Origin of the sequence: Nostoc sp. DedSLP04 (genome assembly GCF_034530775.1) — a bacterium.
GTDB lineage: Bacteria > Cyanobacteriota > Cyanobacteriia > Cyanobacteriales > Nostocaceae > Nostoc.
In genome coordinates this window covers 1-22,970 of sequence record NZ_JAVRCL010000093.1, presented here as the reverse complement: position 1 = coordinate 22,970, position 22,970 = coordinate 1, and the positions used below count along the sequence as shown (strand labels likewise).

The window sequence follows — 22,970 nt, the reverse complement described above, 5'->3', positions numbered from 1 at the left end:
TTACTATGCAGTTAGCGCGGATGTTAGATCCCGTGCCGCGCAGCTTCTCTGGTAAACTGAGCGAAATTTGGCTAGCTTGGCGGTTAGCAGCAGGGATGAACAAAGATGAAATTCTGGCTGCATATATCAATCGGCTACCAATGGGCGGGAATATATATGGTGTGGAAGCAGCCGCACAGACTTATTTTTCCATTCCAGCTAGTGAGTTGAATCTTGCTCAAGCTAGTTTGTTGGCTGCTATTCCCAATAATCCTACATATTTTAATCCTTACGAGCATTGGGAACGGCTGAAGCAGCGACAAAAATACGTCCTTAATCGGATGGTACAGGAAAAGTATATTAGTGGTGCGATGGCTGCGCCAACGTCTGCGACGAACGCAACCCGAACACACACCGAAAAGGTTGTGTTTCAGTCTCGCCAACGGGGAATTATCGCTGCACCACACTTTTTATTTTGGTTAGCCAATCAGTTTGATAAAACGCAAACAGAACAAAATTCCCCCATCCGCACGACTATAAATCGCCCTTTGCAGCAGTTTGTGGAAGCACAGGTACAACAGATAATTTCTTCTTTAGCCGCTAACAATGTCCATGATGCTGCTGCGTTGGTGATTGACAACCACACTGGTGAAGTTTTGGCTTATGTCGGTTCACCTGATTACTTTAATGAAGCTAAACTGGGACGCAATGATGGAGTGCAAGCACTACGTCAACCAGGTTCTACCCTCAAGCCTTTTGTTTATGAATTAGCTTTAGAAAAAGGTTTAATTCGCCCAAACAGCATTTTGGCAGATGTACCCGCCCATTATGCAATTCCCGGCGCGAAACTTTACAGCCCCACAGATTACACCGAAAGATTTCTTGGCCCTGTGCGGGTACGAATCGCTTTAGCAAATTCTTTAAATGTACCTGCAATAAAGGTGTTAGAAAAAGTAGGTGTGGAAACTTTCTTAAAACGATTGCATCAACTGGGATTTGAACACCTCAATCAAACTCCAGAACATTATGGTTTAGGTTTGACTCTAGGTAGTGGCGAAGTCAGTCTTTGGGAATTAGCCCGTGCTTATCTGACCATAGCACGACAAGGAGAGGCAATTCCTTTAGTAAGCACATTTTCCAATTCCCCAATCCCTACAGACGCGATGAATCGCGTCTCTACAAACTCCCCACTCCTTAATCACACAATCTGGCAATTAATCACTAACATACTCAGTGACAGCTATGCTCGTGCAACAGCATTTGGTGTAGACTCGGTGTTAAATTTACCCTTTCCTGTTGCTGTTAAAACTGGCACTTCTTCCAATTTTCGGGATACTTGGACTGTTGGCTTCACTACAGATTACACCGTCGCTACTTGGGTAGGCAACTTCAACGGCGAACCGATGCGACAAGTTTCAGGTGTGACGGGCGCAGCACCTTTATGGAATCGAATTATGTTACATCTGCACGAACATCAAGAACCAGCAGGTTTTCCATCTCCAGAAGGTTTAGTGCAATTACCTGTTTGTGCAATTTCTGGATTACGACCCACCCCAGATTGTACCTCAGTGGTGCAGGAATATTTCTATCCTGAAGATAAAAGTAATTATGAACGCGAGCATCAATTCAATTTGCCACCAGAGTATGATGAATGGTTAGCAAAACAACAGCAATCAAATTTTACTTCTGCCAGTTTGAGAATTTTATCTCCGCATCATGGCGATTTATTTTTAGTTTATCCTGGTGAAGAAACGCAGCAAAAACTCGAATTTAAGCTAGCGGGAAATAAATCTGCACCAGTCGAGTGGTGGTTAAATGGCGAAAAGTTAGATACAAACTCACCTAATTCTTTATTTTGGAATTTACGTCCTGGTAAGTGGACTTTGGAAGCAAGAAGCGGGGAAATGAACGACAAAGTAAGCTTTCAGGTAGAGTTAGCTAATGTTAAACCTACGCGTCGAGGATTTTCTATTAGTAATAATTGAAGCTCTCTAACTCTTATTCCTCTGTGTTCTCTGCGTTCTCTGTGGTTTGATCTTCCGTGACTTGTGCGTAAGTCCCGATCGCTAACGAATTAGATACCGGAAAGTGTCAAACTAAATATGAAGTTTATAAAAAAACTGCAAACTCAAACCATGACTCAGCAACCAACTGATTTAGATAATAAAGCTGTATTTGAGCAGTTGTGGGAGATTACAAAGGAACTCCGCCAAAAATTAGAGGCTCGTTTTCAGTTACATCCAGATGCTTCTGTAGAAAATTTACAGCAATATAGCAGTCTTGATGGCAACATGAAAGGTTCGCTGACTGCTTTTTCTGGAGAAGAAATTGACTGGCTAGTGCATTCGTGGTTGGGAAACCCGGAAAAATCAAACTTTGGTACTATGCGTCTCACTACTTGGTTGAAGTCCCATATTCAGGTTCCTCATTTGGCCTTTGAGTTTGGCACACTTCCAGATGGAAATATTTTCTTTTATATAGATTACATTGCCAGAACTGAGCTTTTAACCGATTTGGCATATCTCGATCGCTACTATGAGCCAGTTAATCAAACATTCTTAAAGTTACAGTCAGATTCTAGGCTCAAGGTATTTACCAGCAAAAGTACTTATATTCGTCTATTTCAATCGCCTGTTAGCTTGTGTTACACAGGCGCACCTACTTTTGAAACTCTCGAACTCACTCGCACACTTGCACGCGAAACACTCGATCGCTGGTTAACTTGGGTAGATGCAGCCGAACCTGTGCCAGAAGATGCACGAGAAGCTTTAGCTGCTCGTGATTTAGCGCTCCGCCGTATCAGTGCTGAACGCGATCCAGGTAATAAATTTGCCGCACAAATGTTTGGCTCGGAATTGACAGATAAACTTGTGCAATCGCTCTGGGGTGGCGATCGGATTCTCTAAATTAGTCATTTGTCATTGGTCATTTGTCATTTGTCATTGGTCATTGGTCATTGGTCATTTGTTATGACTCTCAATTTTCCATGTCCACTAATTTAAAATCGTACTGCGCTTTAGCATCGCAAGTTACCTGTTGTGCAATCAACCTTCACTCGCGATCGCCAATCACACTTTTACCCTGCTAATACTATGCTGGAAGAGAAGTAGACCGCAAACACTTCCTGCAAACACAGCAAACCACCATTGAGTGCTTCACCAACTTGGGGATGATTTGAATTTGGGAATGGAAATTGGGGATTAGGAAGTAATAACAAATGACAAATGACAAATGACAAAACCAATAGAAGTCCGCAATCCCCGAACTGGCAAATTTGATTACGTAATTATCCCGCCGCCTCCAAGGCTGGTGGTACAGCAATGTAAGCGGACGCGCCGGGCACAAGTTCGCTGGCAGAAATTAAGCTTAGAGGGGAGAATTGAAGCTTTACAGCAGTGGAAGGATGCGATAATATCTGGACGCGATCGCCTCACGGAAGCTTTGGTAAATGATACAGGAAGATTGTCAGCCTCGGTATTAGAAATAGACTCCTTCCTCTCCAGCATCGATCGCTGGTGTCGGTTAGCACCGGAATTGCTGCAAGAATCGGCAAAAAATACAGCCATTCCCTTTATTGCCTTGCAACAAACATCTGTTCCTTATCCCTTAGTTGGGGTAATTAGCCCGTGGAATTTTCCCCTGTCACTGTCTACTATTGATACCATTCCGGCGTTGTTGGCAGGTTGTGCTGTCATTGTTAAACCCAGTGAAATCACTCCCCGCTTTGTAGCACCACTAATTACAGCACTCAACACCGTTCCCAAACTGCACGAGGTATTAACTTTTGTCGAAGGAGCAGGTGCAACCGGATCTCTTTTAATTGAAAATGTAGATTTGGTATGTTTTACAGGCAGTGTAGCCACAGGGAGAAAAGTTGCACAAGCAGCTGCAAAACAGTTTATTCCAGCTTTTTTGGAATTAGGAGGAAAAGATCCAGCGATCGTTTTAGAATCAGCCAACTTAGAATTAGCAACCTCAGCAATCTTGTGGAGTTCTGTTGTCAACACCGGGCAGTCATGCCTCTCAATTGAGCGCATTTACGTTGCAGACTCCATATTTGAAAAGTTTTACCATCAACTAGTAGCCAAAGCACATCGCCTTGAGCTAGCCTATCCCACAGTCGAAAGTGGAGAAATCGGCCCGATTATTGCCGAAAGACAAGCAGCCATCATTAGCGATCATCTTCTAGATGCAGTGGAAAAAGGAGCAGTAATTCACTGCGGTGGTGTAATAGAGGATTTAGGTGGGGGTTGGTGGTGTCGTCCCACAGTGCTTACCCAAGTTAATCATTCCATGAAAGTCATGACCGAAGAGACTTTTGGCCCGATTATGCCAGTCATGCCTTTTTCTGTAGTAGGTGAAGCAATCTCTTTAGCCAATGACTCAATCTATGGATTAAGTGCTGCTGTATTTGCCTCAGAAACAGAAGCCTTAGAAGTTGCATACCAAATAGATGCAGGTGCTATTAGTATCAACGATGCTGGACTCACCGCCATCATGCATGAGGGAGAGAAAAACCCCTTCAAATTCTCCGGTTTGGGACAGTCACGCATAGGTGCAGCAGCGATGAAACGATTTATGCGAAAAAAAGCTATTTTGATTAAAACTAATGCTACTAATGACCCTTGGTGGTTTGAAAATGGGGAGTGACCAATGCGATCGTCACTATGCAACTGATTAGCGTAACCAATGGCGTAGCTTGCCGCCGTACTCCTTTAAAGAAGCAAGCTACGCAAAGCGTCTCCAAGAGTTGGCATCGCATTGGCATCTTGTTCAAAATATCTATTTTACTAGAGGCGATCGCCTCTGCCACAGTTTCGTCCGCGATAATCAAAGCATCTGGAAGAATTTTGATGGTTTTGGTTCAGAACACAAGTCTGTTCGTTCACAAAACAAGTCCATTCGTTCAGAACACAAGTCTATTCGTTCACAAAACAAGTCCATTCGTTCATAAAACACTTGGACATTAACCTAACCACTACTACTTAGCATATTGGAATAGCAATGAAAGCAGTTAAAGTCATGGCAACGATTAATGAGCAAGGACAACTAACCTTAGATTATCCTCTCATGACAGATAAAAACAGTCGCGTAGAAGTTATTATTCTAATTTCAGAAGAGGAAATTCTAAACGATCAATCTCAAGCAGAAGTCTTAGCAGATTTCCGGCAAGCTTGGCACGAAGCCATGACTGGGCAAACTATCCCAGTTGCTCAACTTTGGGAAGGGCTTGAAAATGACTGAACAGCCTTTGATTCAAGTTGAAGTTTCGCCAACATTCAACCGAAATCTACGCACTCTTGCCAAGAAGTATCGCAGTATTCGGAATGATATACAACCCGTCATCGAACAACTTGAACAGGGAGAGTTGCCAGGAGATCAAATACCTGGGGTTGGTTATGCGGTCTTCAAGTTAAGAGTCCGAAATAGCGACACTCAAAAAGGTAAAAGCGGCGGCTATCGTCTGATTTACTATGTCAAGACAGCAACGGGAATTATTTTGCTGACTATTTATGCAAAATCTGAACAAGTCGATATTGCCGCAGATGACATTCAGAGCATCATTACAGAATATGAGCAACGCGCGATCGAAGATAAAGAGGATATCTAAACAAGAGCCACCGAACCTACCTACAACGTCCAAATTCCAACCTAAGGGTAGTAAAGCGATGGAAGCCAAACTCCAAGAGCAACTTTCCCCCAATGATGCCGAAGTTATTTTAGGATGCTTACCTGAACGAATTCGTACCGCTCTAATAGCTCGTGCTACTGAAATTGAATATCCAATCGAAGCAGTTATTGAGATGGCGTTCACGTAGTGTCTCTGAAAGAGAATCGCAAGTTTTCTCGACACAGAGGCGTTGGGTTTTGCAGATTGCAAGCCAGGGCGTGGACAATAAAACCGTCAACTAGCGATCGCAGGCGACGGGACTGGCGAAAGATATTTGTGTGGATACAGAGGTTACTTGCAGCCGTTTAACCGGAACATTAGAAGCCGACGAAAAACGCGTAGGCGTAGCCCGCCGCAGGCATCGCTTGGAAGAAAAACAGAATTTTGCATTGCAGAATTTTCAGTCAGGATTTCGGCATTAATTGGTGTGGGTTCGACGGATAAGAAAGGCCAAAAAGGTTGCTAGATATAAATTTGCTCAAGTGGATAGATCGTAAGGCGATCGCTAGCCACGCAAACTCTCTCAATTTTTGGCGGCCACAGCGATGTCATGGCAGCGTGTAGTATTGGTTTTGCCAGTTTATCTAAAGAATTTACGCCAGCGATGATTAATAAAGCTGTCTTTGATAACCTTCCCCACTCTCTACTCATAATATGCGAACATAATTAAGTTGTAGCTCACTTATTCGAGAAGGAATATTAGTCCTGATAATAACAATCGTGCCCGCACTGATTAAGTGCTGCTGTATTTGCCTCAGAAACAGAAGCCTTAGAAGTTGCCTACCAGATAGATGCAGGTGCTATTAGTATCAACGATGCTGGACTCACAGCCATCATGCATGAGGCAGACAAAAACGCTTTCAAATTCTCCGGTTTGAGACAGTCACGTATGGGTGCAGCGGCGCTGAAACGGTTCATGCCAAAAAAAGCTATTTTGATTAAAAACTAACTCAATGAGTGACCCCTGGTGGTTTAATAATTAAGAATACTGAAGGGATAATAGATAATTCATAACAAGAAAAATAATAGTCTCTAATAAAGCTTATAGAAATAGGAGTTTAACATGTCTATCATGAAAATAGAAATGCCCCTAATGGCCCGTCAAGAAGGAGAGTGGTCTGGTTCTTATACACTAGTTGATACAGAAGGAAAAATTTTAGATAAATATACTTCTCATTTAAGCTGCAAATTTATTGAAAACCCTCCTTATTCATACTACCAAATAAATCGCTATAAATGGCCTAATGGCAAACAAGAAGAACATCATTTTCCTGGTTTATATCGAGATAAAAAAGTATGGTTTGACACTGAACGCCTTAAGGGTAATGCTTGGGAAGTAGACGATGCAACTATTATGTTCCGATTTACTTTTAAGAAGGCTCCGAGTGCTTACTTGTATGAGGTGATTTACCTCAGTCCTTGCAATAACTATCGTTTCCGTACCTGGCATTGGTTTAAGAACGATCAACTCTATCAACGTACATTGGTGCAAGAAGAACGAATAAAATAGACATAGGAGTAAAATCTGTCAGGGGTTTCAGTAATCAACTAGACATGATATAACTCTCATCTCAAATTTCAACTTAGTAAGGTATACGCATGGCCAAAGGTGACAAAATAAACTTTTCTACCCCTAGCGGGTTTCCAGAATTTCTTCCTAGCGAAAAACGTTTAGAATTATATTTGTTAGATATCATCCGTAGAGTTTTTGAAAGCTATGGATTTACGCCCATCGAAACACCTGCTGTAGAACGTTTAGAAGTGCTACAAGCTAAAGGTAATCAAGGCGATAATATCATTTATGGAATCAATCCCATATTGCCACCAAATCGACAAGCCGAGAGAGATAAATCGGGCGAAACTGGTTCGGAAGCCAGAGCTTTAAAGTTCGATCAAACAGTTCCTTTAGCAGCGTATATTGCCCGTCATCTGAATGAATTAACCTTTCCCTTTGCTCGTTATCAAACCGATGTAGTTTTTCGGGGAGAACGGGCGAAAGATGGGCGTTTTCGTCAGTTCCGCCAGTGCGATATTGATGTAGTTGCGCGTCGCGAACTCAGTTTGCTCTATGATGCTCAGATGCCTGCAATTATTACTGAGATATTTGAAGCAATTAATATTGGTGATTTTCTGATTCGCATCAACAACCGAAAAGTTCTGACTGGTTTCTTTAAATCATTGGGTATTGCTGAAAATCAGATAAAATCTTGTATTGGTATTGTTGACACTCTAGAAAAAATTGGTGAAAGTAAAGTCAAACAAGATTTAGAAAAAGAAGGAATTGCAGCCGAGCAGGCGCAAAAAATCATTGAATTTATCAAAATAGACGGTTCCGTTGATGAAGTCTTAGATAAGCTCAAGCACCTTGCCCAAAATTTGCCAGAAACCGAGCAATTGAGTTTAGGAGTTAGCGAATTAGAAACGGTAATTGCTGGAGTGCGTAATCTCGGAGTTGCCGAAAATCGTTTCTGTATTGATTTATCCATTGCCCGTGGTCTTGATTACTATACTGGTACAGTTTACGAAACAACTCTATTAGGACATGAAGCTTTAGGTAGTATTTGTTCTGGCGGTAGATATGAAGAATTAGTCGGGGTCTTCTTGGGCGAAAAAATGCCTGGTGTCGGTATTTCTATCGGCTTAACTCGCTTAATTAGTCGTTTGTTAAAAGCTGGTATTCTAAATACCTTAGCTGCTACACCAGCCCAAGTGATGGTAGTGAATATGCAGGAAGATTTAATGCCTACTTATTTAAAAGTTTCTCAACGTCTGCGTCAGGCGGGAATTAACGTCATAACTAACTTTGATAAGCGTCCCTTGGGTAAACAATTTCAATTAGCAGAGAAGCAAGGAATTCAATTTTGCGTAATTATTGGTTCTGAAGAAGCAGCAACACAAAAGTCATCGCTCAAAGATTTGAAAACAGGCGAACAAGTAGAAGTACTACTAGAAAATCTAGCTGAGGAAGTTAAAAGAAGGCTTACTTAAAAGTTGATTTATCAAGTAGCAACTGTCTATTGCAATCTGCCTCATATATCATATTTATTTGGAAGTCATTTATGAGTTTATCGGATGTCCCTAATCTCTGGGTTCCTATAGCACTTTTAGGTTTCATTGTTATAGCTGCTGTATTTTTCAGTCGCAGCAGTTGATATTTAAAGCATTACAGTTGAGGTGGAGGTTCAGTTCTATGTTTGCTGTTGTCACACCCGATACAATCCATTTGCCCCCAGGCGCAGTAGTACGCCTACCTGGAAGCTGGCAAGATTATCAAGCACTCAATGAACAACTAGGCGATCGCTCCTCGCCTCGTATTAAATATCGAGATGGAGAAATTCTCTTGATGGCACCGCTACCAGAACATGGGCCTAAAGTAAGTGTAATTGCAGATGTAGTCAAAGTTTTGCTCGATTGTTTGGGACGAGAATACGAGGCTTTTACCCCAATCACAATGGAACTACCACAGAAAAGTGGTATAGAACCAGACTACTGTTTTTATATTGAAAACTGGGAAGCAATCGCAGGTAAAGATCGCATCAATTGGGGTGTCGATCCATCACCCGATTTAGTGGTGGAAATAGACATCACCAGCTACACCGATGTTAATGACTACCTACCTTATCGAGTACCAGAAGTTTGGTTGTTTAGGAAAAACCAGCTGGTAATTTACAGATTGCAGGGCGATCGCTACACTGTTGAAACCAATAGCCGTTATTTCCCTAACATGAATGTGTCAGAAGTAGTCACAGAGTCTCTAAAAATTGCCTACGAGCGCAATACTAGCGCTGCTATTCGGGAATTACGGCGGAAATTGGCAAGTGAGAATTAAAGATTTTGATTTTGCGCTTGCAGAGAATCTTCATCAACGGTGGCTACTTGATACGATAAAGTACAGAGTCTCACAACTTACTTTTAAATAAATAGAAAAGGAATGCGTACATGGGAAAAGGGAGATTAGAAGCATTCAGCGATGGGGTGATTGCCATCATTATCACTATCATGGTGCTGGAAATCAAAGTGCCGCATGGGTTCGATTTAGCCGCGCTACGTCCACTAATCCCAGTATTTCTGAGCTATGTGTTGAGTTTTATATATATCGGCATCTACTGGAACAATCACCATCACCTACTACAAGCAGTCCGACAGGTTAATGGGCGTATCCTTTGGGCGAATTTGCATCTGCTGTTTTGGTTGTCGCTAATCCCCTTCGTCACTGGTTGGATGGGCGAGAATCACTTTGCTGCCATGCCTGTTGCCCTTTATGGTACGGTGTTGTTGTTGAATGCGATCGCTTACTTCATTCTTACCCGCACCCTGATTTCTCACCACGGCAAAGATTCGACTCTAGCGATCGCAGTTGGTGAAGACTTCAAAGGAAAAATATCAGTAGTTGTCTATGCTGTGGGAATTGCACTTGCCTTTGTCAACTCATGGTTTGCTTGTGCATTGTACGTTTTAGTCGCAATCATGTGGCTGATTCCTGACCGTCGCATTGAGAAGATTTACACTTCCTAAAGGAATTACGAATTATAGCAAGGGACTGGGGACTGGGGACTGGGGACTGGGGACTGGGGACTGGGTGAAAAGCCTTTTTGTGTCTAAGTTTTATCGTCTGTTGATGTCCTAATCACCAAGGCTTGTGCTATACCTCAGCTGTTACGCATTTAATTTGTACGTATAAAAAATCAAGAACGCGAAGTATCTTTTAAGACGCTTCGCGTTTAGTTGCTAAAAAAGATTGCCTAATTGATTGTCGTCTTAAGCTGCAACTTTTTCCTCAAATGGTTTAAAGGTTTTTTTGCTAGCACCGCAAATCGGACATTCCCAGTCTTCAGGAATTTCTTCAAAAGGTGTACCAGGTGCAATTCCCGAATCAGGATCGCCAGCAACGGGATCGTAAATCATGCTGCATTGTTTACAAATCCATTTCCGAGTTTTAGGTTCTTCACCAGCAACTCTAGTTGCTGCTTGTCCTCCATTTAATACTTCTAAGGCTTCAGCGTAGCGATCGGCGTGGTAATTTTCGATGAATTTTAACAAGCCAAAACGGTGAGCAGCTTCTCGAAATGTATTGGCATGATCGGTAGATTCTTGAGCTTGTTTGAGAAATTCTTCAGCTGCTGGATTGTCGCGATCGCGTTGGGCATCTGCGGCAAAATCTGGATACATTGTAGTATATTCGTAAGTCTCGCCTTCAATTGCCAAAGATAAACAGCGAGATACAATTTCCCGCTTTTGTTCATCAGTTAAAGCAGCTGCATCTTCTACCACAAGTTCTGGATGTAGTAACTTAAAATGTGCAAAAGCGTGTTCAGTTTCTTGATCTGCTGTTTCTTTAAAAAGTTTCGCCAAGTCTGTAAACCCAAGTTGACGCGCTACATCTGCGAAAAACAGATACTTACGATTTGCCATCGATTCGCCACCAAAGGCAGCTTCTAAGTTTTGAAGTGTAGTAAAGTTAGACAAATCCATAATTTTTTAATGCCTGATAAGTGATATTTAGTGCAAAAGCACAGACTCTACAACCGGATAATCAGCCGTTATTTGTATAAGTTATAAATACTTTATACAAATGTCATCCCATATTCAGCAATCCGTTTTAATCAGAAGCTAGCACGGCTGTGTTTTCCTACTTGGACAATTATAAAACCGAAAAATGGTACAACTGACAAATTATATTTTTGATTTAGAGATGACTATGATTGCTTTAATTTGTCTGAAGTTCTAAAAATGGATAGTCGGTGTATCCTGTAGCGTCAGGGGCATAAAATGTTTTTGGATCTGGAGCGTTCAAATGGGCGTTAAGTTCTAAGCGTTTTGGTAAGTCAGGATTAGCAAGATATAACTTGCCAAAAGAAACTAAATCTGCATTGCTACTAGCAAGAATGCTATCTCCTGTTTGGCGATCGTAGCCACCATTAGTAATCAAAGTACCTTGGAATATTTGCCGAAAGTAGGGTGTAACTGGGTTCATGACTTCGCGGGTTGCTAAATCGACTTCGTTCGGTTCCATCAGGTGAAGATAGGCAAGTCCAAAGGGGTTAAGAGCATTGATAGCATAACCAAAAGTTTCTTGAGGGTTGGAGTCATGCATTCCATAAAAAGTGTTACTTGGCGAAAGTTTGATCCCAACTCGGTTTGCACCCCAAACGCTAGCGACTGCTTCCACAACTTCTAAGAGGAATCGGCTACGCTTTTCTATTGAACCGCCATACTCATCTGTGCGCTGGTTCGAGCCATCTTGGAGAAATTGATCGATTAAATAGCCAAATGCACCGTGAAGTTCAATCCCATCAAAACCAGCTGCCAAGGCATTTTCGGCACCTTTGCGAAATTGCTCGACAATTTCAGTAATTTCTGGAGTTTCTAAAGCGCGGGGAGTTTCCAACGATACTTTACCTATGGGTGTGTGAAGTGAGCCAATCCCTGCGATTGCACTGGGAGCAACTGGCAATTCTCCATTAAGTAAAGCTGAGTGAGAAACTCTCCCAGAATGCCAAAGTTGCAAAAAAATTCTGCCCCCTTGTTCGTGTACTGCATTAGTTATCAACCGCCATCCTGCCACTTGTTCTTCTGAGTAAATTCCTGGGCAGTTAATGTATCCTAAACTCAGAGGTGAAACCATTGTACATTCAGTAACGATCAGCCCAGCACTGGCGCGTTGGGTGTAGTAAGTTGCCATTAGCGAGTTGGGAATACTTGCAATTGCCCGTAAACGCGTCATCGGTGCCATTACGATTCGGTTTGGTAGAGTATAAGGGCCAAGTTGAACTGGTGTGAAAAGATTGATATTGGAATTCATGACTTAAATTTCGATTACGGCGTTGCACATTCCTGACTGAGGTTTGAAAACGGGGATCGTTAGGAGAGCTTTTCCTCACGCGATTCCACCGTTGACACGAATATTTTGCCCAGTGATCCACCTAGCTTCGTCGCTAGCGAGAAACGCTACTACATCGGCGATTTCTTGCACATCTCCCAGTTTATTAAAAGCAGCCATTTGCGCTAAACGATCTATCTGTTCTTGTGTTTTGCCTTCTCGGAATAGTTCTGTATCCGTGGGGCCAGGAGAAATAACATTAACTGCGATCGCTTTTGCACCTAATTCTTTAGCTAGTACCCGTGTGATTTGTTCAACAGCACCCTTGGTTCCTACATAAGCACTATAAGTTGGCAGCATCATCACCGTAGTTGATGAGGAAAAATTGATAATCCGTCCGCCTTCTGTCATGTGCTGCGCGGCTTGTTGACAAGCAAAAAAAGTGCCTTTAACATTAATGGCAAAAATCGCGTCGAAATCTTCTTCTGTCACCTCAGTAATTGGTTTATAGAAAGCAATTCCGGCATTATTGACCAAAATATCGACTTTACCAAAACGTTCAAGTGTTTGTTCAAATAACCTTTTGATGTCGGGTACTTTGCTAATATCAGCTTGAATAGTGATCGCTTCTACTCCCAACTTTTCAATTTCTGCAACAACTTCTTGTGCTTTGCCTGCATTCCCTGCATAGTTAACGACAATAGATGCGCCATTACCAGCTAACTTGAGTGCGATCGCTCGTCCAATTCCCCGCGATGCACCAGTAATAATTGCAACTTTCCCGGTTATTGATGCCATAGATTAATCTAGTTTAATTTTGGTTAACTAAAATGATTATCTATTGTTAAAGGTACTGTACCAAGATTAAATTTAGCGATCGCTGCTAAAACTCCCGACTTGATTCCAGCCAAAATCCCGCCAGTGAATTCAAGTAACTCTCAGGCGGGAGAAATGAAGCTAAATTGAACTTATAGAGTCTTCATTGAGCTAAACACAATGCCTACGGCAGTAAACTACGCCCTACCGAACTTGACAGAATTTAAATGCTGATGACACAGGTATTGTCTTGACCATAGTCTACAAACATCTTTTATAAATTGTCTGTCTTCGTTAACCAAAAGGTCATCTGGTTTATCATATCTGCGTAGATTAAATTATTTGAAGAAGGGATTTTCTTGACCTTCCCCTTGAATCAAAAACTCTGGACATACTTCCCCAGATAAGAGTGTTCCATTAAATGTATAAGTAGTGCCTTTAGAATTGATAGCATTACCACTTATCCTCCGATCTGGAATCAAGTCTCCTCTTACCTGACCGCTAAGTGCGACACTTTCTTCTGAATTGGGATTTGTTACTGCTTGCCAATTTCTCTGATCCCGACCTTGATTTGTACGGCTATAAGTAGCGTTTAGCTCATAAGTAGCGTCTTGTCCAACAGAGCGAAGGCTGCTACCATTGGCGTTAAATTCAAAACAAGCAGTAAAATTATCTCCCTGACTTGACTGAACATTGACATCGTAGCTTTTGCCCTCCACTCCAGCTTGTACTGGCGCAGCCAACAACATTATTTGTCCAAGTAAACAAGTTAAAACTAAACCAAACTTAGATTGGATGATTTTCACTGACATAATTGTTTGCCTCTGTTAGGTAATCAAGTAATTGCTTACCTTTACTCATTGGTGACAGGTTAAGGTCATTAACCATTTGTCAATAAGTAATGGTGATTAAATTTAGTAAAAATTGAGGTTACAAACGCAAATTTCCAGCCTGTGATGCCTTCGCATAGCGTTTCATAGAAAAGACTAGCTACGCCTACGCATATTTAAAAGCATCGTTCATCCTTGCCATAAAATTTAGTATAAAGCTTAATGAGATACTCAATAGCATAGATAATTTACAGCGTAATCACTATTGACAAAACGAGTTATATCTTAAAACAATTTCACTAATGCTTTCTTTTTAGGAGAAAAGAGTGGAGTGAGTTCAGAGTGTATTGCATAGATAGACACTTAGCTCGACTTTATCCAAAATTAAGAACTCGCTTTCTTTATCCGGCAAAAACCCTAGCTTTTTGGCAAATACTTTTTCCATGTGATAGATCGTCGATGAAGCTAAAAAAGTAAAACTCCTGTCCTACAAAGGTTTCAGATTAAGCGATCGCGTTGTGAAAAAAATGGATAAAGTCGAGCTTAGAGACTATTTTTCAAGTTCTCCAACAAAGAGCGATCGCTATAGTAACGCTCTTGAGTGAAGATTGTTATGAGACAAGATTGAGACTTCTCCCTTGCTCCTCGGTCACTGAGCGAAGTCGAAGTGCTACTCCCCTTAATTAAAATTCTGGAACGATCGCAACACCATCCCTAAGATTGAGCAACCCTGAAATAATAACTTTATCTTCTGGCTGTAATCCTTCAATAACTTGGTAATTATTACCTTTGATCTCGCCTAGCTTTACTCGCCTTTGCCGAGCTACTTGTTGGGATACACCTTGGGGAGATATCTCTGTTTCAACTACATAAACAAAAGTGTCCCCACCTACACGAGTCATTGCTGTTGTGGGAATTAAAACTCCGGGGCGCTGATTCCAGAACACTCTAGTCCTGACCAATTGATCTGCACGTAGCTGACCATTAGTGTTGTCAAACAGTGCTTTAATCAGTATCGTTTGTGTTTCATTGCTGGCATTAGGTGCAATAAAAAATATCCTACTTCTACCAAGCTTTTGACCTTGTGTGTTCATCACCTCTACTGGCATACCCTTACGCAATTGGGGCCCTTGTTGTAGTGGTACAGAGATATTCACTTCTAAGGGCCGATTTTGGGTGATATTAACTAATGGTGTAGAAGTATTAACTAAATCACCAACTTTCACAGGGATGTTGCCAACTGTGCCACTAAAAGGAGCGGCAATTTTGTCAGACTGGGGCTGTTGTGTTTGAGGATTTACATTAGATTGCTGCAAAGATTTTTCAGCCTGCAAGATAGAGGCTCGTTGTGCTTGAATTCTGGAATCTATTGCATCCAGACTAGTCTTAGCATTGGCCAGACGATTAGCAAACTGATTGCTAGCCTGTCGAGACACGGCTCCTTGTTCAGCTAGGTTGACAAACTTTTCGTAGTTCTGCTGGTACAATTGCAGATTCGCAACATAAGAGGGTCGTTCTGCTTCTAAAGATTTGAGTGTGGCGCGGGCATTTGCCAGTTGCATTAAAAATGCTTGAGGCACAGGATTATTCCTAGCGATCGCTGCCTGTGGTGTAGAATCTACTTGGAGAATTGGCGCTCCTTGGACAACTGGATCTCCAGATTTGACAAGTATCTGGGTAACTTGACCCTGAATTCTCGGCTGAAGCGTCACTGAGCGCAGGGATTTTAGACTAGCAATAAAATCTGAACTTTCCTCAATTATGCCGCTTTGTACTGTTGATATTTTGACTCTTACCCCTTGAGGTTGAGCGTTAGCATTTGAAGGTGCTGAATTTTGTGGAGTGAGTAAACGCCAAACTATAGCTGCTCCGCCCCCTAATAATAAGAGTGCGGCTAAACTCAACCAAAGCCACCGCCGTTTTCCAGAAGGTGGCTCAAATGACGTTTCTGGAGCTTTTTCTCCCAAATCAGTTTGAGGCTCAGGGGATGTCATGGCTTTTGAGGAACTTAAGGAACAAATTAACTACAATTCAATCAAAATTTCATCTGTCGTTCTTGAAATTACTGATTTGGCATGAGGTTTTGCGGCAAATTATGTGTTATTCCATCCAAATATACAGTTTTGATGATTCTGTCTAAATCTACCGAAAGGTGAATCCGCTCCTGAAATTTCTGACTTCAACTGTATCCTTCAAAAAGTCGGGGATAATTTTATCGAAATCACTTTTATCTACAGCAGATTTCAAGTTCGGGAGGTACGCAAATTAAGTCTGTTACCCAGATATAAAGCGTATTTTACTGCTGAATTCAACTATAAGTATAAATCAATACTAACGGTTCGCTTGTTTCAGACATTGAAATTCAAACTAGCTAGCACAATCAGCTCGCTGCATTAAACTCATTTTGTATTAAGTAGTAAGAATAACTGTTAAATATTGATGCAAAATCAGGTAATTTCTTGAATTTGCTTCGGAAAGTTTCAGATTATGTTTTCAACCATTAATAAATTTCAGGAGCAAATCTAGGTGTTAACTTCAACCTTACTCGGTGCTGCAACCACACCTCTGCAATGGAGTCCTACAGTTGGACTGATTATGATTATTGCTAATATCATTGCCATTGCCTTTGGCAAATCTACCATCAAGTATCCCAACGCAGAACCAAAACTACCCTCAGCCAATTTCCTTGGTAATTTTGGTGTACCAGCGTTTTTAGCAAGTGCTGCCTTTGGCCATATCTTAGGTGTGGGCGCTATTTTAGGGTTGCATAACCTGGGAAGAATTTAGATTCTTACTCAAGTTAGCCTTTATTTGATGATTCTTTTGTCTCCAGCTTTGAGCCAGAGAGTTAAAACTCTCTGGCTCTTTTTTATGAGACACTAAGTAATATCAGTATCTCAACGGCATGACAGATATAACAGATTTATCAAAAAGAATTACCAGCAAAGGCGATAATCCGCTAAGTTTGTCACCTGTCAACTTGCAGTCACAAGAAGACGTAGAACTTGAGCGAAAACTGCGAGAACTCAAGTTTAAACAAGAATTAAGAAAAGATTGGATTTTATTTATTGTAAGGGATGTAGTAATTTTTCCTGCCGCCATCCTTTTTATTTTTGCTGTTAGTGGTTATTCCCTATTTATGCAGATTCATAAGTGATATCATGTCCGCTTGATTGCTTATTAGACCCGAAGAACCCCACCCCGCCAAAGCTGTGCTTTGTCTCCCCTCCCCGCAGGCGGGGAGGGGTTGGGGGTGGGGTTCTTTTATTATGGGTAATTTGGCGGACATGATATGATATATCTGGCTAGAATTTTTAATCGACTCCAGAGGCGCAGAGTACACAGAGAAAAGAGAGATGATAAGTAGGTAAGTAGGTTGATATAATTAAATACAATAAAATAAACTCTTAATTTGTAGTGAGTGATTTATCGCTCAGAGCAAGGATTATTAGGACTAAAGTCTTTACTAAGCTGTTCCACATTAAACTTGCATATATTGGGCGGGCGAGACGCCCACCCCACAAGAAATGTACAATTTCAGATTATGCAAACTAGATGTGGTTTATTACAAACTTTAATTTATTTATGCCTAAATACTTAGACACAAATAGTTTGGAATTGTTGTAAATTATTTCACTCTGCGTTCTCTGCGCCTCTGCGGTTATTTAAAAATCTTACATCAGTAAACTTGCGTAACTAATTCTACAGACGACGAAGCCAACTTGCTACAAGTAGACTCATCTTTATATCCACACTAATTTTGCTGGATATCAAGATTACCGTGTTTGGTAAATCTGCAAAAAAGTAAGTACCTGATGGAAATAATCTAAAAATATGGGGCTTTTAATATTTTCTGTTGCTTTAGTTGCCATTGTTGCTGTAATTATCATTAATGCCTACAACGATTTAGTTAAGTATCGCAACCGTTACAAAAATGCTTATTCTCAAATCGATGTTCAATTACAGCGCCGCTATGATTTAATTCCCAACTTGGTGGAAACTGCCAAAGGGTACATGAAACATGAGCGAGAAACCTTAGAAGCAGTTATTGCCGCTCGGAATTCTGCAATTAATGCTAGCAGTCGTGCGGTACAAAATCCTGGCGATCCCCAAGCGATGCAACAGTTGGGCAATGCTGAAGGGGCGCTAACGGGTGCGTTAAGTCGGTTGATGGTAATTTCAGAATCTTATCCAGAATTGAAAGCCGATCGCGCCATGACTCAGGTAATGGAAGAATTATCTTCCACTGAAAACCGGATTGCTTTTGCCCGTCAGGCTTTTAATGACGCGGTGACACTTTACAACACCAAGAGCGAATCTTTTCCCAGCAACCTGGTGGCAAATACATTTAACTTTACTGTTGCAGAATTGCTTCCTGAAGCTACCCCAGAAATAAGAAATGCTCCACGCGTATCTTTTTAGGTGTCTATGAACTTCTTTGAACATCAGGATCGGGCACGCCAAAATACGCAACAATTAATCGGATTATTTTCTTTGTCGATCGCAGTTATGATTATGGCGATTTATATTGCCACTTTATTTCTGTTTCGCATGGCTCCTCGTGTTTGGTGGCATCCAGGCTTATTTCTCTACGTAGCTGGGATTACAATAATTGCGATCGCCATCGGAAGTTTGTATAAAATTGCCTGTCTCCGTCAAGGCGGAAGCGTCATTGCCCAAGAGTTAGGAGGAAGACTTCTGCTACCAGAAATGGCCGACGAACAAGGGCGACAACTATTAAATATTGTCGAGGAAATGGCGATCGCTTCTGGTATTTCCGTCCCCCAAGTTTATCTCCTCGACAGAGAAACCAGCATTAATGCCTTTGCTGCCGGATTTACGCCCAATGATGCTGTAATTGGAGTTACCCGTGGAACTTTGGAAAACTTGAGCCGGGATGAGTTACAAGGAGTCATCGGCCACGAATTTAGTCATATTCTCAATGGAGATATGCGGCTAAATTTGCGTTTAGTGGGACTACTGCATGGGATTTTATTCATTTATTTAACCGGGGAATTGCTCTGGCGGCTTCGCGATAGCTTCCGCTTAGGAAAGGAAGACAAGGGTTTACCTATCTGGGCGTTTGGTTTGGCACTAATGGCCATTGGCGGTATCGGATTACTTTGCGGACGCTTGATTAAAGCCGCCGTCTCTCGCCAACGCGAATTTCTCGCTGATGCTTCAGCCGTACAGTTCACTCGCAACCCCAACGGACTTACCGGAGTCTTCCAAAAACTCCAACAGATGGATTCACGGTTAATATCGCCTGGAGCAGAAGCCTCTAGCCACATGTTTTTTGGCAATGCCCTCAACCCCTCTTTCTGGGAAGATATGTTTTCTACCCACCCACCCTTAGCAGAACGTATCCGCCGGGTTGGGGGTTTGAACGTCAGCAATTTAGCAGCAATGCCATCTCGCAATCAAATGCGTTCCCCTTCTCAGGAATCCCTAACAATGGGCTTTGCTGGTGGTGGCAATACCACACCAAAACAGGTTGTAAATCAAGTTGGAAGCGTTACACCAGAGCATTTTGCCCATGCTCAAGCGCTGTTATCGCAATTACCAGAATCTTTGCGTTTGGGTGCGCGGGAGCAACAAAGTGCAATGGCGATCGCTTTAGCGTTAGCCTTAGATACAGAAAATCTCCAAATTCAAGAACGTCAAATTGCTTGGTTACGAGAGGTACAGCCTGCTGATTTGGTAGAGAAAACCTTAGAACTAAGTAGCGAAATTAATCAGTTAGATCCTAGAATTCGCTTGCCACTTGTGGATTTGGCAGTGCCTATATTGCGCCAAAATGCCAAAGAATGCCAAAGGCTATGCAAATGCGTCCACGGTTTAGTTGTAGCTACGGGAAGTTTATCGCTGTGGCATTTTGTGTTGCAATTAATACTGTGGCATCGTCTTCAAACTAGTATAAATCCTGCATCTACTACAACCGTAGAATTCACCTCCATCGAACAGATTTGGCCAGATAGTCTATTAATATTGTCCGTAATTGCTCGTGTCGGACACTCCCAACCTGATGCGTCCACTGAAGACATCGCCTATGCTTTTCGTTCTGGAGTTTTTCGACTTCCCAAAGCCGGAGAGCAAGAAAAACCAGAAATGCCATTAAGTTGTAATTTTACTGAACTAAAGAAAAGTATTGAACGCCTGCGTCTTGCCACTCCCAAACTCAAACAATCTATTGTTGATGCTTGCGCCCACACGGTACTACTAGATAACAAAGTTACTCCTTCAGAAGCAGATTTACTCAGAGCGATCGCCATAACGCTAGAGTGTCCCATCCCCCCATTTTTAAATTCTCAGCCTAGTGTTTCAAAACAGAAACAACCTTCTCCAAAACGAACTTAATGTAACGAGTGAGACACAATGATTTAGGGGTTGCTAAAAAATAAAAAGAAGCTCACACTATCTAGATTATCTAACTAAGGGACTTTCAGAGAATAAAATAAATAATGGTATAAGACTCATATTTGATTGCGTGAAAAAAACTCAGTACACCTTTATTCCTTCTTCCCAGTCCCCAGTCCCCAGTCCCCAGTCCCTAGTCCCTACGATTAATTCAGAAATCAAATGGGATTGCTATAGAGACGGCATATTTCTGACCAAGATTTAACTTAGACAGATAAAAGTACTTGGTATCGGTACTTTTGTCTAGATTAGTTACTACCACAAAAAAAACTGTCATAATTACAATCAGGTAAATAATCACTTGAGAAATATATTAAGAATAGCGATTCAATAATTTTTTCACGCTAATACTAATTCTGCATGAAAATGCACATAATAAGACCCCCCTGTAGTCCCCCCGATGCCTTGGGAGGACAGCGTAGCTGGGGGGTAAATATATGCAGCTTTACAAAGAAATGGTATAAAGTCTTAAATATTATTAGAAATTGAACTATTTTCTGCAAACAACAATTTCAAAAAACGTGAGATATATTTTTGATGTATTTTTTTGGTATTTATAGTTGAAATTGTTAGGTTTTATGTTGAAAATAACAGTGTTAATTTTTGTAGTGTTGTCTATGTTTTATATTCTATTTTTAAAAGATGCTGACACGTCTATGGTTTATATGCTTGGTGCAATAGTTTGTACACTACTATTAATAAATACTAAACTCTAAGAGGGTGTTTGAAAAGTTTTGAGAGGTCACGCCGATTTTGGATTAATCTCTCCTTTAAAGAAGAGGCTTCGCTTCAATAATGATTTTTTTAAATATTCTCCATAAATGGAGAGGCTTGAAACCTTTTTTAGATTACAGATTTTGAGTTTAATCCTTGTATCCTTGCATCTAAAATCTAAAATTGTCTCGGTCAAATTTTATGCCAAGTACAAGCCTTCGTAACCAGCTATTTGTTGCACTCACCGGATCTAAAGCTTGGGTAAGGTTGAGTGGGGTAAGTAAATACCCAATATGTGAAAAGATACGACAAGTCATTAACAATGGTAATAGTTAGGGACTTCCATAAAATAAACTATTCCCCCAGCAATAATAATCCTTTTGGTGCTAATATTCATTCCCTAAACAACAACTTTCAATACCTGGGAAGAGGTGTCCAAAAGCACAAACTTCCAAGACTGCTAAAAAATTGGTGTTGCTAGATTCGCATGATAGATGATGATACCATCCTAGAAGGAGCGGTGGAAGCCGCAGTCTTTCTTCAAGAGAGCAGCTAAATTTCTTTGCCCTAACTTAGAGCGATTGTCCAAGGTTTTTCAGATCGTGAAAAACTATAAGGAGAAATCCCAATGAACTACGACATCAAAGACAAAACCATTTTGGTTACGGGCGCAAATCGCGGCATCGGCAAGGCGATAGTTGAGTCGTTTATTGAACACGGAGCCACCAAAGTCTATGCGGCTGTTCGTCAGCTCAACAGTGTCTCCTCATTGGTTGAACAATATGGCGATCGGGTAGTACCAATTCAGGTTGATTTAGGCGATCCCCAATCTATTGTTGCTGCTGCTCAAACTGCCCCAGATGTGCAAATAGTTATCAATAATGCAGGAGTCTTTCAAGCTGGAACTCCCTTAGCTGAGAATGCGATCGCCGCTCTCGAATTTCAGATGAACATCAATGTATATGGATTGATCTACATGGCTCAGGCGTTTGCCCCAGTACTCAAAGCCAATGGAGGTGGTGTCTTTGCCCAAATCAATTCTGTTGCTTCGCTCAAGGGTTTCCCCGACTCTGCCACTTACTGTGCCTCAAAAGCTGCGGCCTATTCAATCACCCAGACATTACGAGAACTATTGAGCGAGCAGGACACGCTTGTGCTAAGTGTTCACCCTGGCCCGATTGCCACGGATATGAGCGATGCGGCAGGAATGAGTGAGGTTGCAGAGCCACCTGCACTTGTGGCAGAGGGGATAATAAAAGCTCTCAAAGCTGGGGATTTTCATGTCTTTCCTGACTCGATAGCTAAACAAATGGGCGATGCTTATAAAAGCTTTGCCCAAAACGTCATTGAGGTGTCATCAAGTTAACTACATTGCCGGGTAACGCTCTAGGCAAGGGTATCTGGGTATTAAACAGCAAGCCCAAACTCTTCTCGATTGTACAGATTCACTACTCCTAATTCACCAGCACCCCATCCACGCAAGCGATACTCCACTGCGGAAACTTCGCCAGCAGTTTCTTAACGACAATTTGCAAAGCCGGATCGTTATAGCAAGGGACTGGGGACTGGGGACACTTCGACAAGCTCAGTGCATCGCTGGGGACTGGGTGAAAAGCCTTTTTGTGTCTAAGTTTTATCGTCTGTTGATGTCCTAACCACCAAGGCTTGTGCTATATCCCTCTTCTGTCACTTTCCGAGTATTCTGAATAAAAGGATTAAAAGA

At 41.6% G+C, this 22,970-nt stretch carries 22 protein-coding genes and 2 pseudogenes; 18 read left to right on the top strand and 6 right to left on the bottom strand.

Annotated features, from left to right (window positions below):
* The 8 genes and pseudogenes from pbpC to RMX89_RS32260 form a co-directional block, all read left to right on the top strand.
* A partial coding sequence (gene pbpC / locus RMX89_RS32295; RefSeq protein WP_322691818.1) for a penicillin-binding protein 1C occupies positions 1-1,964 on the top strand: 1,964 nt, incomplete at its 5' end.
* 150 nt (positions 1,965-2,114) lie between these two features.
* A complete protein-coding gene (locus RMX89_RS32290) occupies positions 2,115-2,885 on the top strand; it encodes a red chlorophyll catabolite reductase (RefSeq protein ID WP_322691817.1) in 771 nt (256 codons plus the stop codon).
* A gap of 325 nt (positions 2,886-3,210) precedes the next feature.
* Positions 3,211-4,629, top strand: a complete 1,419-nt coding sequence (locus tag RMX89_RS32285) for an aldehyde dehydrogenase family protein (protein WP_322691816.1) — start codon at positions 3,211-3,213, stop codon at positions 4,627-4,629.
* 17 nt (positions 4,630-4,646) lie between these two features.
* Positions 4,647-4,949: a hypothetical protein gene (locus RMX89_RS32280; protein ID WP_322691815.1), complete on the top strand. Its 303-nt coding sequence runs from the start codon at positions 4,647-4,649 to the stop codon at positions 4,947-4,949.
* 34 nt (positions 4,950-4,983) lie between these two features.
* A complete protein-coding gene (locus tag RMX89_RS32275; protein WP_322691814.1) occupies positions 4,984-5,223 on the top strand; it encodes a hypothetical protein in 240 nt (79 codons plus the stop codon).
* A complete protein-coding gene (locus tag RMX89_RS32270) occupies positions 5,216-5,590 on the top strand; it encodes a type II toxin-antitoxin system RelE/ParE family toxin (RefSeq protein ID WP_322691813.1) in 375 nt (124 codons plus the stop codon). Before RMX89_RS32275 ends, RMX89_RS32270 begins: the two co-directional genes overlap by 8 nt.
* A gap of 58 nt (positions 5,591-5,648) precedes the next feature.
* Positions 5,649-5,879: pseudogene (locus RMX89_RS32265) on the top strand (hypothetical protein).
* Between the two features lie 49 nt (positions 5,880-5,928).
* Positions 5,929-6,072, top strand: a complete 144-nt coding sequence (locus RMX89_RS32260; protein WP_322691812.1) for a hypothetical protein — start codon at positions 5,929-5,931, stop codon at positions 6,070-6,072.
* Positions 6,073-6,112: 40 nt separating this feature from the next.
* Here RMX89_RS32260 and RMX89_RS32255 read toward each other — a convergent pair whose 3' ends face one another.
* Positions 6,113-6,301 carry a hypothetical protein gene (locus tag RMX89_RS32255; RefSeq protein ID WP_322691811.1) on the bottom strand — a complete coding sequence of 63 codons (189 nt, stop codon included), beginning with the start codon at positions 6,299-6,301 and terminating at the stop codon, positions 6,113-6,115.
* 82 nt (positions 6,302-6,383) lie between these two features.
* On the opposite strand from RMX89_RS32255, the pseudogene RMX89_RS32250 reads away from it, so the two are divergent.
* The 5 genes and pseudogenes from RMX89_RS32250 to RMX89_RS32230 all read left to right on the top strand — a co-directional run.
* Positions 6,384-6,633 (top strand): annotated as a pseudogene (locus tag RMX89_RS32250) (aldehyde dehydrogenase); the annotation flags it as partial.
* 80 nt (positions 6,634-6,713) lie between these two features.
* Positions 6,714-7,160, top strand: a complete 447-nt coding sequence (locus RMX89_RS32245; RefSeq protein WP_322672313.1) for a DUF3598 family protein — start codon at positions 6,714-6,716, stop codon at positions 7,158-7,160.
* A gap of 89 nt (positions 7,161-7,249) precedes the next feature.
* Entirely contained in the window at positions 7,250-8,638 is a 1,389-nt protein-coding gene (gene hisS / locus RMX89_RS32240) for a histidine--tRNA ligase (RefSeq protein ID WP_322691810.1), read from the top strand.
* A gap of 202 nt (positions 8,639-8,840) precedes the next feature.
* Positions 8,841-9,479 carry a Uma2 family endonuclease gene (locus RMX89_RS32235; RefSeq protein ID WP_322691809.1) on the top strand — a complete coding sequence of 213 codons (639 nt, stop codon included), beginning with the start codon at positions 8,841-8,843 and terminating at the stop codon, positions 9,477-9,479.
* A gap of 110 nt (positions 9,480-9,589) precedes the next feature.
* Complete coding sequence (locus tag RMX89_RS32230; protein WP_322691808.1) at positions 9,590-10,165, top strand: TMEM175 family protein; 576 nt, start codon at positions 9,590-9,592, stop codon at positions 10,163-10,165.
* A 243-nt stretch (positions 10,166-10,408) separates the two neighbouring features.
* On the opposite strand, the gene RMX89_RS32225 is transcribed toward RMX89_RS32230, so the two are convergent.
* The 5 genes from RMX89_RS32225 to RMX89_RS32205 form a co-directional block, all read right to left on the bottom strand.
* Positions 10,409-11,122 carry a rubrerythrin family protein gene (locus RMX89_RS32225; RefSeq protein ID WP_322691807.1) on the bottom strand — a complete coding sequence of 238 codons (714 nt, stop codon included), beginning with the start codon at positions 11,120-11,122 and terminating at the stop codon, positions 10,409-10,411.
* A 235-nt stretch (positions 11,123-11,357) separates the two neighbouring features.
* Entirely contained in the window at positions 11,358-12,452 is a 1,095-nt protein-coding gene (locus RMX89_RS32220) for an alkene reductase (protein ID WP_322672308.1), read from the bottom strand.
* Between the two features lie 75 nt (positions 12,453-12,527).
* Positions 12,528-13,268, bottom strand: coding sequence for an SDR family oxidoreductase (locus tag RMX89_RS32215; protein WP_322691806.1), 741 nt, complete (start codon positions 13,266-13,268; stop codon positions 12,528-12,530).
* Between the two features lie 356 nt (positions 13,269-13,624).
* Positions 13,625-14,098 carry a hypothetical protein gene (locus RMX89_RS32210; RefSeq protein ID WP_322672306.1) on the bottom strand — a complete coding sequence of 158 codons (474 nt, stop codon included), beginning with the start codon at positions 14,096-14,098 and terminating at the stop codon, positions 13,625-13,627.
* A 701-nt stretch (positions 14,099-14,799) separates the two neighbouring features.
* Positions 14,800-16,110: an efflux RND transporter periplasmic adaptor subunit gene (locus RMX89_RS32205; protein ID WP_322691805.1), complete on the bottom strand. Its 1,311-nt coding sequence runs from the start codon at positions 16,108-16,110 to the stop codon at positions 14,800-14,802.
* Between the two features lie 532 nt (positions 16,111-16,642).
* On the opposite strand from RMX89_RS32205, the gene psaK reads away from it, so the two are divergent.
* From psaK to RMX89_RS32180, 5 genes are all read left to right on the top strand, one after another.
* Complete coding sequence (gene psaK, locus RMX89_RS32200) at positions 16,643-16,903, top strand: photosystem I reaction center subunit PsaK (protein WP_322691804.1); 261 nt, start codon at positions 16,643-16,645, stop codon at positions 16,901-16,903.
* 118 nt (positions 16,904-17,021) lie between these two features.
* Complete coding sequence (locus RMX89_RS32195; protein ID WP_322691803.1) at positions 17,022-17,273, top strand: hypothetical protein; 252 nt, start codon at positions 17,022-17,024, stop codon at positions 17,271-17,273.
* A 677-nt stretch (positions 17,274-17,950) separates the two neighbouring features.
* Complete coding sequence (locus RMX89_RS32190) at positions 17,951-18,538, top strand: LemA family protein (RefSeq protein ID WP_322691802.1); 588 nt, start codon at positions 17,951-17,953, stop codon at positions 18,536-18,538.
* 6 nt (positions 18,539-18,544) lie between these two features.
* Entirely contained in the window at positions 18,545-20,473 is a 1,929-nt protein-coding gene (locus RMX89_RS32185; protein WP_322691801.1) for a M48 family metallopeptidase, read from the top strand.
* 1,402 nt (positions 20,474-21,875) lie between these two features.
* Positions 21,876-22,613, top strand: coding sequence for an SDR family oxidoreductase (locus RMX89_RS32180; protein ID WP_322691800.1), 738 nt, complete (start codon positions 21,876-21,878; stop codon positions 22,611-22,613).
* The last annotated feature ends 357 nt before the right edge of the window (positions 22,614-22,970 follow it).